Source organism: Allopseudospirillum japonicum (genome assembly GCF_900108915.1).
Lineage (GTDB): Bacteria > Pseudomonadota > Gammaproteobacteria > Pseudomonadales > Halomonadaceae > Pseudospirillum > Pseudospirillum japonicum.
In genome coordinates this window covers 381132-394741 of the sequence record NZ_FNYH01000001.1, presented here as the reverse complement: position 1 = coordinate 394741, position 13610 = coordinate 381132, and the positions used below count along the sequence as shown (strand labels likewise).

Below are 13610 nucleotides of genomic sequence, written 5' to 3'. Positions count from 1 at the left end.
CTAGTTTTCACTAGGTCTTTTTTTGGCTTTAGCTTTGTGATTCGCGTGTAAAAATGCGCCCTTGGCAGCGGTGGCAAGTGTCTAAAATCTGTGGACTTTGCATAACGACTTTTTTACCGCATTCAGTGCAAGTAAAATGACCAGGTAAAGCCAATTCTCCAGCATGATAAAGTGATGGGTTATCGCGCGCGTCCAAATCTTGCAATAAGGTTAACTGCTCTAAGCTTGTTTTATCAGCAATTTCCTGCAAGGCATGTAAGGCTTGTTGCTCTAATATTTCTGTATCTAGGGCAATCCACTCCTTGACACCTTGCCCCGTCTCTTGCATAAAACGCCCCATTTGCGTTAAATCACGTTGCGCATAAGCACGCAGCAAAGCAAGCTCATCTTGAGCAAGATGATGAACGCCTTGCGCAAGTACGAGAGCTTTTTCTAATTCATCGTGCAAATTGGCTGCAGCAGTTTCTTCCCACTGAGCAAGCCGAAGTTGCAAGTTCTGCCACAAATGCGCATAGCCCTGAGTCAGGCGCTCATTAAGGGGGGATTTGCTCATGTTGGTTCTCCTTCAATTGGCAGGTGCTCACCTTGGGTAAGGATCTGTGATACCCTTTGTAAAGATGAGTTTAACTTTAATTTCTGCTCACTTGGCTGTATTCAAGTAAGTATTTTAACATCTGACGATACGAGTACCCTTATTATTATGGACACAGAGTACACTGCTTCTTCTGAATACCAACCCAAAGCAATTGAAGCTGCCGCGCAAACTTATTGGGATTCCCAAGAATGCTTTAAAGCAGTAGAAGATACGAGTAAAGAAAAATTTTACTGCTTATCCATGTTTCCTTACCCCAGTGGCAAGTTACATATGGGGCACGTGCGCAACTATACGATAGGTGATGTGATTAGCCGCTATCAGCGTATGCAAGGTAAAAATGTGCTCCAACCTATGGGGTGGGATGCTTTTGGCTTGCCAGCAGAAAACGCAGCGATTAAAAACCAGGTCGCACCGGCAAAATGGACTTACGAAAATATTGCGTATATGCGTCAGCAGTTAAAGGCGCTTGGCTTTGCCTATGACTGGTCACGTGAACTGGCAACGTGTGATGTTTCCTATTATCGATGGGAACAGTGGTTTTTTGGTCAACTGGTTAAAAAAGGTCTGATTTACAAAAAAAATGCCATTGTCAATTGGGATCCAGTGGATCAAACCGTGCTGGCTAATGAGCAAGTCATTGATGGCCGAGGATGGCGTTCTGGTGCCTTGGTTGAGCGTAAAGAAATTCCTCAATGGTTCCTTAAAATTACCGATTACGCAGAAGACTTATTGGCCGATCTTGATAAGGTGGACTGGCCGGAGCAAGTCAAAATCATGCAACGCAACTGGATTGGTAAATCCTACGGGGTGGAACTGAGTTTCGATTTAGAAGGCCGTAGCGAGCAACTGAAAGTTTATACTACGCGTCCTGATACCCTGATGGGCGTGACCTTTGTGAGTATTGCCGCAGGTCATCCCTTAGCCCAAGAAATGGCGCAAAACCACCCTGAACTAGCAGCCTTTATTGAAGAATGCAACCAAGGCGGTACTTCAGAGGCTGAATTAGCCAAACAAGAAAAGCGTGGTATGCCAACCGGCTTGATGGCGATTCATCCAATTACAGGGGAGACTGTACCTGTATGGGTGGCGAACTTTGTGCTGATGGAATATGGTACAGGTGCCGTGATGGCGGTGCCTGCCCATGATCAGCGCGATTGGGAATTTGCGCAAGCGTATCAACTCCCGATTAAGCAAGTGATTGCACCTTTAGATGCACAAACCGAAGTGGATTTACAGCAAGCAGCTTATACAGAAAAAGGCCGCTTGGTGAATTCAGGTCAGTTTGATGGTTTGGCTTTTGATGAAGCTTTTCAAGCGATTGCAGCACACTTAGAAGCTCAAGGCCGTGGAGAAACTAAGGTCAACTTCCGTTTACGCGATTGGGGGGTGTCTCGCCAACGCTATTGGGGAGCACCTATTCCTGTTGAAAATGGCCCTGAAGGTGCTACACGCCCTGTAGCAGATGCAGATTTGCCAGTAGCTTTACCACAAGAGGTAGAATTTGATGCTACTGGTAGTTCACCCTTGAAAAAAATGCCGAGCTTTTATCAGTTAGAAGAAGGCTGGCAACGAGAAACAGACACCTTTGATACTTTTATGGAATCTAGCTGGTATTACGCGCGTTTTTGCTGCGCAGATAATGAAGAAGCCATGCTAGATGAACGCGCAAACTATTGGCTGCCGGTAGATTATTATATTGGTGGTATTGAGCATGCAATCTTGCACCTTCTATATGCACGTTTCTTCCATAAATTGATGCGTGATTTAGGTTTGGTTGATTCTGATGAGCCGTTTAAACGCCTGCTCACACAAGGGATGGTTGTTGCTGATACCTATTATCGCGAACAAGCCAATGGTGCTAAAGACTGGTTTAATCCAGCAGATGTTGAAGTTGAGCGTGATGCTAAAGGGCAAATCGTGCGCGCTATTTGTATTCAAGATCAACAAGAAGTGCAAATTGGCGGCATCGAAAAAATGTCTAAATCGAAAAATAATGGTGTCGATCCACAAGCCATGATCGATAAATATGGTGCGGATACGGTGCGTCTTTTTATGATGTTTGCTGCGCCGCCTGAACAGTCTTTAGAATGGTCTGATGCTGGTGTGGAAGGTGCGCATCGTTTTGTGAAACGCTTATGGCGTTTGGTGCAAGAACATATCAGTGAAGGCGAGCCTGTTGCAATTTCTGCTTGGGAACAAGTGGAGCTGACTGGTGCGCAAAAAGAGCTGCGTTTGAAAACCCATGAAACGATTGCAAAAGTCACTGATGATATTGGGCGTCGTACCACTTTCAATACTGCCATTGCTGCTGTGATGGAACTGTGTAATGCGCTTAATAAATACACAGATGCGAGCGCTCAAGGTTTGGCTGTCGCACGTGAGGCTGTGGAAGCTGTAGTGCGTTTGCTTGCACCTGTGACACCACATATTTGTCATCAATTGTGGCAAGATTTAGGACACACACAAGCCCTAATTGATGCACCTTGGCCACAGGTTGACCAAGCTGCTTTAGTGAAAGCTAGCCTAGAGCTTGTTGTTCAAGTGAATGGTAAATTACGGGCGCATTTAGAAGTGCCGGTTGAAGCAAGCAAAGAAGAAGTAGAAAAACTGGCTTTGGTTGCACCAAATGTTGTGCGTCATTTAGAAGGTAAAAATATCCGTAAAGTGATTGTGGTACCGAAAAAGTTAGTGAATATCGTCGCTAACTAATTGCTTTGAATGCGCCTTTCCTAGACTCTTGAGGGAAGGCGCTGACTCATAAGGAATCTGGGATGCGCAGCGCAGTTTGGCTAATAGTACTTGTGAGCACTTTAAGCTTGCAGGCATGTGGGTTTCATCTAAGAACAGCAGAGCATCTAGATCCTAGCTATGCTTGGCAATTAGAAACTCATCATCTTTCTGATATTAGTATGCGAGCACTCAAGCGTCAGCGTGCTCTACAAGGGCTACCGCTTGCTGGGCAAGCAGGTTTTAAAGTGAATTTAAGCGCGGAAAATTTTCAGCTCCGCCAAGTGTTATATGCACGTAATGGTGGTCGTGATGAGTATGAGGCAAGTTTGAGTCTCACAGTAGCTATTGACACCCCAGAAGGTAAGGTGATTCAAGCACCACGTGTGATGACAGAAATTAGCACCTACTTACGTGCAGAGGAACGTTTGGGGCGTGATCAAGATTTACAAAACTTGCGGACCCAAATGACTGAAAATCTTATTCAACGTATTTTACAGCGTCTTGATTATTTGATGCGCGAACATCCACAAGGAAGCAAAGCGTGAAGCTCGCAGCACACAAACTCGCTGGACACTTAAAAAATGGCCCCAAGGCTCCTTTATATTGGATCAGTGGTGATGAACCTTTATTAGTACAAGAAGCTTGCGATACTATTCGCGCTAGTGCGCGCCAGCAGGGTATAGAGACTCGAGAGGTTTTACATTTAGATGCCCACTTTAGTTGGTCTCAGTTCTGGGAGCAGGTCTCTAACTTATCCTTATTTGTCAGTCGAAAATTAATTGAATTGCGTTTATACCAAGGTAAACTTGCCGCTGAGGGTCTTAAAGAATTAGTCGCTTATTTAGGCTCTCCTTATGCGCAAGATAATTTGTTGGTAATTAGTAGCCCTAAATTAGAAACAGCTCAAATCAAAGTAAAAGCATTTCAGCAAGTGCAAGAACAAAGTGTCTGGGTACCTATTTGGCCATTGGAAGGTCAGGCTTGGCAGCAGCATATGCGTCATCGTGCGCAAACTTTAGGTATGCAATTAACAGAAGAGGCGGTGCATTTTTTACAAACACATACGGAAGGTAATTTATTAGCTGCTGCACAAACACTGACTAAATTACAACTTGCCTACCCACAAGGTGGGGCGCTTGATTTGGAGCAGCTCAGTGAGTATTTACAAGAAGACTCTCGTTTCTCCTTGTTTGCTTTGGTTGATGCTTGTTTGTTGGCACAACAAGCTCGCGCCTTACATATTTTAGCGCAGTTACGCGCCAGTCAGCATGAAGCGCCGCTTGTGGTGTGGGCCTTAGCTCGAGAAATGCGCCAACTGATGCATTTACGCTACCATCTTGATGAAGGGATGACTTTTGCAAGTGCTTGTAAGCAAGTCAAAATCTTTGAGAAACGCCAAGTGCTATATCGTAAAGCAGTGCATCGTTTTACCTTATATCAGCTTGAGCAAATCCATCTGCTAATTCAGCAAGTCGATTTAGCTATTCGCGGTCAGCACTGGGTTCCTCCTTGGGATTTATTAACATGCTGTGTACAGATTATGGCGCGCGCTGATGTGCCTGATGCATAAAAGGCGCTAAATAAGTACATTCTTCGCCATAAAAATGGCATAAGCGTGTTCTTAGTTCTGATAGAAAATTAAGGTCGGGTGCATTTTCGGGTAAACTATGCAAATCTAACCAGCCTAAATTCGTTTCCTCAGTGACATTTACCAGTTGCCAACCACGGCGCGCATGACTGATCAGTAGCCAATCACCTGTTAAGATACCGCGCTGTTTCGTTTCTATCACTAATGGTTTATAAGCATCATCCATTGCTAGGGTGCCATCTGCTTGAATAATAAAGCGATCAATACTAGTTTGTAGCACTTTGGCAACATCTAGATGCAAAGCACGCATTGCTTCGGGTGTAAATCCAGTTTCTAGAAAAATGTCTCTTGCTGTCTGTTCTTGTGCAAATAAATTAATGCCATCTAAAAAATGAGGTGGATTTTGCTGTATTAAATAAGCCAGTGAGGGAAAAATATCAATTAAGGTAGCTCGTGTTTGGGTATTGGCTTGTTGAATTTGGTTGTGTATCCAAGCATTGTCGCCAAAATAACGCCAATTCAGTAAAATTCTTAATTGGTTGATGCTCCCTAAGTCAGAACCATGACCTTGAAACTCATCAGAATATTGGCTCAGTAGCCTAGAATGTTGATTAGGATAGTAAAGTGGTTCACTGAAGGCTTCACCATGATCTGACAAAAAAACTACAATCGTATTTTCTAATAGGCCGAGTTGTTTAAAATGGTTAAGCATATCTTGGACTTGATGCTCTAATACTTGCAAGCTACGCAAATATAAGTCAGTCGTGCTTAAACCACGCGGCGAGGTGCGCCAATGCCAAGGCCAATGCGGTAAGGTAAAATGCATACCAATAAATATAGGTTGTTTAGGTGTATGCATTATTTCTTGTGCGATTTTTGCTTTAATAAGCTGATTAAAATCTAAGGGGTTATAAGTCGCAGCAGCACCACGATTAGCTAAAGTATAAGGTAAGAATTGATGAAAGGTCTGCGGCCACAAGGTGAGTAGGTTCAGAAGCGCATGATCTGCCAATGTGAAAACAACAAAATCAAGTGCATCTATTGGCGCACCCCAAACATGATGAAAGCCACAAGTTTGGCGGATGTGACTAAAACGTTTTTCATCAGAAAAATAAATACTTTTATAGCCCTGCCGATTAAGCCAAGTAGCCATGACACATTCAGGCTCTTGCTGTGGTAGGTTATAACGTGTCCCTGTATTTAAAGGGTAACGACCTTGTAAAACACTAGTCCATGAAGGATACGTGCGTCCAATCAAAGACCAAGCATCTGTAAAGTGTGCACCTGCTTGTGATTGTTGCCAAAAAAAAGGTAAGTACTGTTGAGTAAAGTCTGCTTGCGCGAGTAGATCACCACGTACAGCATCTAGGCCAATAAGGATAATATTGGGTTGTGTAGGATGAGTCTTATAACCCAACTCTAGTTGGGCAAGCTGTTTGCCTTGATAATTTTCATTGAAACTAAAACCCACCGGTAAAAGAAGACACAATAAAAAAGTAAGCGTCGTTTTTGGAGCGGCAGAAAATTTAGCTAATATCTTAATAATGAGTAAAACAACAAAAACAATGATACCTAAAGTGATCGCTTCTTGGTAGCCTTGATGGAGAGATTGGAAGTAGTTGAGGCTGCTGATATCGATAGCGAGTGAATTAGGAAAATTTATCGTATTGAATAAGTGGAGTCCAAATATGGCAAAGAAAATAAAACCAAGATTGTAAGTGATATAGACTAATTTAGATTTTTTAGGTGGGATAAGTAACTTAGAACCACTATGCAGTAATAGACTAAACCAGAGAAGGCTAGCAATATAAATAAGAAGGGTAGGCAAAATGCTAAGAATAAGTTTGGGATGCGTTTGATACGTTGCCAGAAAGCGTGAAATAGTATCTGTCGCACGCAAAGCGACTTTAGTATCGGCCATTTCGTATAAGGGAATTAACTCAAAGAGTTGAAAAGCGAGTACACTTAATAAGCAGATCCCGAAACGTAGCATCTACAATACCCTTTATAATAAGCAATAAAAAACCGACACTAGGTGTCGGTTTGGGAGCTCAGGAAGGTAAATAATTAACGGCAGTTTGCAGGGCGTAATTTGTCCTCTAAAGTACCGCCGTCACACTTCCAAGTTAAACTACCACTACCATTGGTAGGTGTGAGTATTAAAGTTGCATCATCTGTTACTTTGGTATTAAAAGTGACTGTGATTGCACCATTCGTACCAACGCCCACGCTTTTTACTGCATTGCCAACGATTTGGGTTGCAGTTGGTAAACCGGCAGTACCATTATCCGTTGGCCACACACCTTCGGAAGAGAAATATTCAGTGACTGCCATTTTAGCAGAACCAGCGAGTTGCAAACCTTCCACCACATGAGCACGTTTGGTGTAGTCTTGGTAACGTGGAATCGCAATCGCTGCCAAAATACCTATAATGGCGACAACGATCATAAGTTCGATCAAGGTGAAACCCTGTTGTTTGCTTTGCATCTTGGTGCTCCTTAAAAAAAATATCTGTAGCCTAAAAAACTACCAGCTTATGTTAGCCACTTTTACGGTGAAATTAAAAGACGTCAGGGTACGTCTAAAAAGGTATTTCAAATATTGATTTTATCTCTAGTTGCTAGCACATAAAATCTCGGTGGCTTTCAAAGTATCCCTGTACGTACTTTAATTATCGCACACTATCTTACATTCTTTAACATAATGTCAGCAATTTTCAGCCATACGCCTAACTTATTGTTAGCTAAGGGCTTTATAATGTGAATACGCTGAGATCTAAGTGACTCAATTGTCGGGGCAGGTCCTTATGAGTGAATCGAATGCGGCATTGAATGGTTTAGCACGTCGCCTCGTAAATGATCAGGTGCTTACAGAAGCACAGGCGATACAAGCGACTCAGGCTGCGAGGCAAGCTAATCAGTCTTTGTTGCATTATCTTTCAGGCAATAAGGAGATTAATGGTCAGCTATTGGCTTTGGCGGTTGCAGAAGAATTTGGCCTGCCATTTCTGGATCTAAGCGCTTTTGATTTTGAACAGTTACCCAAAGAAATTGTTAATGAAAAGCTGATTCGTCAACACCAAGTTTTGCCCTTACTCAAGCGTGGTAATCGCTTATATGTGGCGGTTTCTAACCCGACTAATCTTTCCGCACTTGATGAAATTCAGTTCCAAACTGGTCTTATGGTGCAGGCAATTATTGTTGCCGAAGATATTTTGCACACCTTGGTCAGCCGCTTTTTGGAGGGTGAAGAGGAAGCTTTAGGAGATTTAGAAAGCGAAGAGTTAGAAAATTTAGAGGTTGATAATCAAGACGAAGGCGGTAATTTAACGGAAAATACCGCAAGTACTGACGATGCCCCTATTGTACGTTTTGTCAATAAGATTTTGTTAGATGCGATTAAACGGGGTGCTTCAGATATTCACTTTGAGCCCTACGAGAAGCACTACCGAATTCGTTTCCGTACCGATGGTATCTTGCATGAAGTGACACGTCCCCCCAGTAACTTACGTGCACGTCTTTCAGCGCGTCTTAAAGTGATGGCACGCTTGAACTTATCTGAACGCCGGATTCCTCAAGATGGTTCTATTAAGCTGAAAGTATCTAAAACTCGTAGTATTGATTTTCGTGTTAATACCTTACCCACTTTATGGGGTGAGAAGATTGTACTTAGGGTTTTGGATCCAGCGGCGGCTAAGCTGGGCGTGGATCAGCTGGGTTTTGATAGCGCACAAAAAAAACTGTTTTTAGAAACTTTGGAACAGCCTCAAGGGATGTTATTGGTTACAGGGCCAACAGGGAGCGGTAAAACCGTGACCTTATATACAGGGCTCAATCTTTTAAATACGTCGGAGCGTAATATTTCTACCGCAGAAGATCCTGTGGAATTGAATGTTGATGGGATTAACCAAGTAAATGTTAATCCTAAAGTCGGTTTGGACTTTGCCACAGCACTGCGAGCTTTTTTACGTCAAGATCCGGATATTGTCATGGTGGGTGAGATCCGTGATCTGGAAACCGCAGAAATCTCTATTAAGGCAGCGCAAACAGGGCACTTGGTCTTATCGACCTTGCATACCAACTCAGCGGCAGAAACCTTAAACCGTTTGATGAATATGGGGATTGCCTCTTTCAATATTGCTACTTCGGTCAGCTTGATTGTCGCGCAACGCTTGGCACGTCGTTTGTGTGAGCATTGTAAAAAACCTGCAGATCATCCTAAACACGCCTTACTAGAGGCAGGTTTTAGTGAAGCGCAATTAGCGAAAGCACAAATTTATCGGCCCATCGGTTGTGAAAAGTGTACTCAAGGGTATAAAGGGCGTGTGGGTATTTATGAGGTTGTTAAAATCACGCCAAAATTAAGCCGAGCCATTATGGAAAGCGCCAATGCGCTCGAGTTAAGTCAATTAGCACGTGCAGAAGGTTTCCCTGATTTGCGTGCTGTGGGTTTAAACAAAGTCTTACAAGGGCTGACCAGCCTTGAGGAAGTGAACCGAGTTACCCTAGACTAGGGGCTTCAATTGACACGCTTAGGGATGGACTATGGCCGCATCAAAAACAGCAAAAGCACCTAAATATCATATCTATTTGTGGGAAGGCCTCAATAGCAAAGGCGAGAAAGTGAAGGGTGAGCTACAAGGCGTACACCCTGCACGTGTACGTGCTGAGTTACGTAAACAAGGGATTAACGCGAAGAAAATTCGTAAAAAGCCTATGGATCTGTTTGGTCCACGTAAAAAACGCATTACTGGGCGCGATATTACTTTATTTGCGCGCCAAATGGCAGTGATGGTCAAAGCAGGTGTACCTTTAGTACAAGGATTAGCTATTGTTGCTGATGGTAGCGATAACCCAAGTATGCGCTCTGTGATTATGGGGATCCGCAGCCAAGTTTCTGAAGGCGTTGGCTTTGCTGCTGCTTTGCGTAAATACCCTGCACAGTTTGACGACTTATTTTGCAACCTGGTGGAAGCAGGTGAGCAATCGGGTGCTTTGGAAACCATGCTAGAACGGGTTGCTGTTTATAAAGAAAAAACCGAATCTATCAAAGGACGTGTGAAAAAAGCCCTGTATTATCCTGTTGCCGTAATTGTTTTAGGGATGGTGGTTTCTGGGGTCTTGTTAGTGAAAGTGGTCCCTCAGTTTGAGGAGTTATTTGCAAGCTTTAATGCTGAACTGCCCTTATTTACACAAATAGTCATTGATTTATCCCGATCTTTACAAGCTTGGTGGCATTTGGTTCTTGCTGTCATTGTTTTCATTGTACTTGGCGGTGTATATGCCATCCGAAATTCTCCTGGAGTGGCTTATAAAGTCGATGGTCTTTTGTTGAAAGTACCGGTATTTGGCGAATTGTTGCATAAATCTGCAGTGGCGCGTTTTGCACGTACGCTAGCGACGACCTTTGCAGCAGGTGTACCCTTGGTAGATTCGTTAGATTCAGCGGCAGGTTCCACAGGGAATCGTGTGTATGCAGCCACTGTCATGCGTGTCAAAGATGATGTGACTACAGGGCAACAACTTAATTTTGCTATGCGTAGTATGCAATTTTTCCCGCCTATGTTGGTGCAAATGGTTGCTATCGGCGAAGAAGCCGGTTCTTTGGATACTATGTTAACGAAAGTCGCCGATTTTTATGAAGAAGATGTCGATAATTTGGTGGACGGCTTGACTTCTTTACTTGAGCCTATGGTCATTGCATTTTTAGGGGTGATCGTAGGTGGTTTAGTGATCGCTATGTACCTTCCTATCTTCGAAATGGGCAGCGTGATTTAATTCTTTGGAATCTTATATGTCGATATTAGACACTGGATTAGCAGCCGAACCTCTGCTCGGATACAGTTTTTTGGGCTTGCTGGGTTTGTTGGTAGGCAGCTTTTTAAATGTCGTGATCCACCGTTTGCCTTTAATGTTACAAGCACAGTGGCGGCAAGAATGCGCAAATTTTTTGCAAATCGAGTCAGTAGCAGCAGAAAAATCAACACGTTTTAACCTTGCTTGGCCTGCTTCTCATTGTCCTCAATGCGCACACCCACTGACGGCTTTAGATAATATCCCTGTTGTTAGTTATCTTTTGCTCAAGGGGCGTTGTCGTTATTGTAACGGGGCGATTAAAGCGAGCTACCCTCTCGTAGAGATAAGCACTTGTATTTTAACTTTGATGCTTGCTTGGCATTTTTTTAGCCAGCCTTTGGCACTGCTGGTCGCTTTTTTATTGTGGAGTTGGGGATTAATTGCCTTGACTTGGATTGATGCACGTCATCAATTATTGCCTGATCATATCACTTTGCCCTTACTTTGGTTGGGGCTGATAGTGAATTACTTCCAAGGTAGCCAATATTTTAATCAGGCTTTTTGGGGCGCGGTAGTGGGCTATATGCTGTTATGGAGCTTGTACTGGGTCTTTAAGCTGCTGACTGGCAAAGAAGGGATGGGGTATGGGGACTTTAAATTATTGGCGATGTTGGGAGCTTGGTTAGGAATCACTTCCTTACCGCCAATTTTATTGTTTGCCTCGGTTACTGGTGCGCTTTACGGTATGATAGCGCGCTTAAGCGGGCGCTTATGCGCTGGGCAGCCCATGCCTTTTGGACCTTTTTTAGCAGTAGGTGGCTTGATTGCCTTATTTGCAGAACAGGCTTTTTGGCAATGGCTAAGTCAATAAAATTGGTTTTAATTGATTAACTCGATGATGAATATGCAAAAATGTATTTGTGAAGTCTTTAAGAGCACACGTAAAGAAGAGACTTACTTGTATGTCAACAAACAAGAAGGTCTAGCACGGGTGCCGTCAGCTTTGTTGGAGCACTTTGGTACCCCTGTATCTGCGATGACACTTTTGATCACAGAAAATAAAATGCTCGCACGTGTACAAGGAAAAGACTTGCTCGCCAAAATCGAGCAGGATGGTTATTACTTGCAGTTGCCACCACCCCGGGAAGTTTATTTACTTGATCTTTATCGCACACCTGTGGAAGGGCGTTACTAATGCCGGCTGGTATGCCTTTAACAACACAGGCGGTGGCTGCGGAGTTTTGGCGGTCTAAATCTTTAGCAGAGATGAATACAGCAGAGTGGGAAGCGCTTTGTGATGGTTGCGGTCGCTGTTGTTTGCACAAATTGGAAGATGAAACGACGCAAGAGATCTTTTATACCGATGTCGCTTGTCGTTATTTAAATCTGCACACTTGCCGATGTCGTGTGTATCCAAAACGTTTACAAAAAGAAGCCTCCTGTATGCAGCTGACTTTGGCACATCAAGAAGCTTTCGCTTGGTTACCACCAAGCTGTGCTTACCGCCTTTTGTATGAAGGACAAGATTTGCCTTGGTGGCATCCTTTAAAAACAGGGCAGCGCGAAAGTGTACATGAAGCAGGCATCAGTGTACGTCATGCGGTGGTTTCTGAAACGGATGTCGCAGAAGACGAATTAGAAGAACACATTATTTATTGGGTAGATACCCCTTAACACAAAAGCATTACAGGTTTGAATCGCCATGGCTGCTGAAGATTATCTGATTTACGCTTGGTGGGCTTATGGACTCAGTGCGCTTATCTTATTGTGGACAAGCTGGCGTCTCACCTTCTCTTGGGTATGGTGGATACGCGATCCTATCCTACTGACTTTAGTCCCCTTACTTGCTGTGCCTTGGACGTTAGCTGAGAATAGTCCGCATTTTGCACCTGCTTTTGTCATTAGTTTACTGGATGCTTTATCCGCAGGGGATCAGGGTTTAGCCGCTGCTTGGCGTGCAGGCCAGCCGCTTGTGCTCGGGATTGCTGCAGCTTGGCTATTACTCATTCCGCTTGCTTGGCGTCAGTTTAAGCAGCCTGTCAAGCCAAAACCACAGCAAGATCGGCAAGAGCCTCATTACAGTGAGCAGCAAAACACACAAGAGAGTCTCTCATCAGCACGTGTTGCAGATGAGCGTAAGATAAAACAAGAAGGGTAATATAGGCTGAAATTATGGTTGCACATGTCATTGTTCTTACGTTGGTAATGTTGTTAGCAGGTGTTTTTGGTGGTCTCATTAATTACTACTTGCTGAATCAAAATAACAAAGATGTCACCACCTTAGCGCGCTGTATTGTGGTGGCAGTTGGTGCAGCCTTTTTAGTCCCTGTTGTTTTAGATTTAGTTGCTAGTGACATTGTGGGACAAAGCCAAGGAGATGCAGGCAAATTGCTTATTTATACAGGCTTATGTTTGATTGCAGCTATAGGTTCGCGTCTGGTGGTGACTAATACAGTCGATCGGACCTTGCGTGCTTCTGAACAAGCCTGTGCCCAAGTCGAAGCGCTTAAACATCAAATTCGTGATTTACAAGACGTGTTACAGCCCTTGCTCGAAACTGAAACTGAGCTTGAAGCAGGTATAGGTACGGAAGATACCAAACTGTTAGAGGAGCTGGATGTGACAGCAACCCAAGTGATGAAAAGTTTGGCTACGGGGCGTTATATTTTTCGTACCCCTTTAAGCCTAGTACGTGAGGCAGGACAAGAAGAGCAAGACGTGTTGCGCTCTTTAAATGTATTGATGGCGCGTGGGCTGGCGGGGAAAATCCATAGTGTATGGGGTGTACGCTGGCATTTGAGCGAACGTGGCCGCCGCCTCGCGGAGTCTTTGGATTAAAGTAGATCAGCAAGCATACTGAATAGGTCAAGGCGTCGCGGCATGGGGAAGAGAAGATGCGCAT

General features: G+C 43.8%; 13 protein-coding genes. 10 read left to right on the top strand and 3 right to left on the bottom strand.

The genetic code is table 11. The features are described from left to right. Positions 1-28: 28 nt before the first annotated feature. A complete protein-coding gene (locus BMX05_RS01820; RefSeq protein WP_093308235.1) occupies positions 29-553 on the bottom strand; it encodes a zinc ribbon-containing protein in 525 nt (174 codons plus the stop codon). A gap of 147 nt (positions 554-700) precedes the next feature. Here BMX05_RS01820 and leuS point away from each other — a divergent pair, with 147 nt between their 5' ends. The 3 genes from leuS (at position 701) to holA (ending at position 4895) form a co-directional block, all read left to right on the top strand. Then, positions 701-3304 carry a leucine--tRNA ligase gene (leuS, locus tag BMX05_RS01815; protein ID WP_093308234.1) on the top strand — a complete coding sequence of 868 codons (2604 nt, stop codon included), beginning with the start codon at positions 701-703 and terminating at the stop codon, positions 3302-3304. Positions 3305-3366: 62 nt separating this feature from the next. Next, positions 3367-3870: an LPS-assembly lipoprotein LptE gene (locus tag BMX05_RS01810; RefSeq protein ID WP_093308233.1), complete on the top strand. Its 504-nt coding sequence runs from the start codon at positions 3367-3369 to the stop codon at positions 3868-3870. Further along, on the top strand, positions 3867-4895 hold the full coding sequence (gene holA / locus BMX05_RS01805; protein ID WP_093308232.1) for a DNA polymerase III subunit delta: 1029 nt from the start codon (positions 3867-3869) through the stop codon (positions 4893-4895). The genes BMX05_RS01810 and holA overlap by 4 nt, the downstream gene beginning before the upstream one ends. Here the strand turns inward: holA and BMX05_RS01800 are convergent. Both BMX05_RS01800 and BMX05_RS12840 read right to left on the bottom strand, forming a co-directional pair. Further along, the gene (locus tag BMX05_RS01800) at positions 4864-6906 is read right to left on the bottom strand and encodes a sulfatase-like hydrolase/transferase (protein ID WP_093308231.1); all 2043 of its coding nucleotides are present in this window, start codon (positions 6904-6906) and stop codon (positions 4864-4866) included. The genes holA and BMX05_RS01800 overlap by 32 nt on opposite strands. Before the next feature lie 74 nt (positions 6907-6980). Continuing rightward, positions 6981-7400 (bottom strand): pilin, encoded by a 420-nt coding sequence (locus BMX05_RS12840; protein WP_093308230.1) that lies wholly within the window; start codon positions 7398-7400, stop codon positions 6981-6983. A gap of 319 nt (positions 7401-7719) precedes the next feature. On the opposite strand from BMX05_RS12840, the gene pilB reads away from it, so the two are divergent. Genes pilB through BMX05_RS01760 form a run of 7 tightly spaced genes read left to right on the top strand, consistent with a single transcriptional unit; the run spans position 7720 to position 13546 of the window. Then, positions 7720-9426 carry a type IV-A pilus assembly ATPase PilB gene (pilB, locus tag BMX05_RS01790; protein ID WP_093308229.1) on the top strand — a complete coding sequence of 569 codons (1707 nt, stop codon included), beginning with the start codon at positions 7720-7722 and terminating at the stop codon, positions 9424-9426. A 31-nt stretch (positions 9427-9457) separates the two neighbouring features. Further along, positions 9458-10690, top strand: a complete 1233-nt coding sequence (locus tag BMX05_RS01785; RefSeq protein ID WP_093308228.1) for a type II secretion system F family protein — start codon at positions 9458-9460, stop codon at positions 10688-10690. 16 nt (positions 10691-10706) lie between these two features. Further along, the gene (locus BMX05_RS01780) at positions 10707-11579 is read left to right on the top strand and encodes a prepilin peptidase (RefSeq protein WP_143051924.1); all 873 of its coding nucleotides are present in this window, start codon (positions 10707-10709) and stop codon (positions 11577-11579) included. Positions 11580-11612: 33 nt separating this feature from the next. Then, the gene (locus tag BMX05_RS01775; protein WP_093308359.1) at positions 11613-11903 is read left to right on the top strand and encodes a YcgL domain-containing protein; all 291 of its coding nucleotides are present in this window, start codon (positions 11613-11615) and stop codon (positions 11901-11903) included. Further along, a complete protein-coding gene (locus BMX05_RS01770) occupies positions 11903-12382 on the top strand; it encodes a YcgN family cysteine cluster protein (RefSeq protein WP_245710369.1) in 480 nt (159 codons plus the stop codon). Before BMX05_RS01775 ends, BMX05_RS01770 begins: the two co-directional genes overlap by 1 nt. Before the next feature lie 28 nt (positions 12383-12410). Further along, positions 12411-12866, top strand: a complete 456-nt coding sequence (locus BMX05_RS01765; protein ID WP_093308227.1) for a hypothetical protein — start codon at positions 12411-12413, stop codon at positions 12864-12866. A 14-nt stretch (positions 12867-12880) separates the two neighbouring features. Continuing rightward, on the top strand, positions 12881-13546 hold the full coding sequence (locus BMX05_RS01760) for a YEATS-associated helix-containing protein (RefSeq protein WP_093308226.1): 666 nt from the start codon (positions 12881-12883) through the stop codon (positions 13544-13546). The last annotated feature ends 64 nt before the right edge of the window (positions 13547-13610 follow it).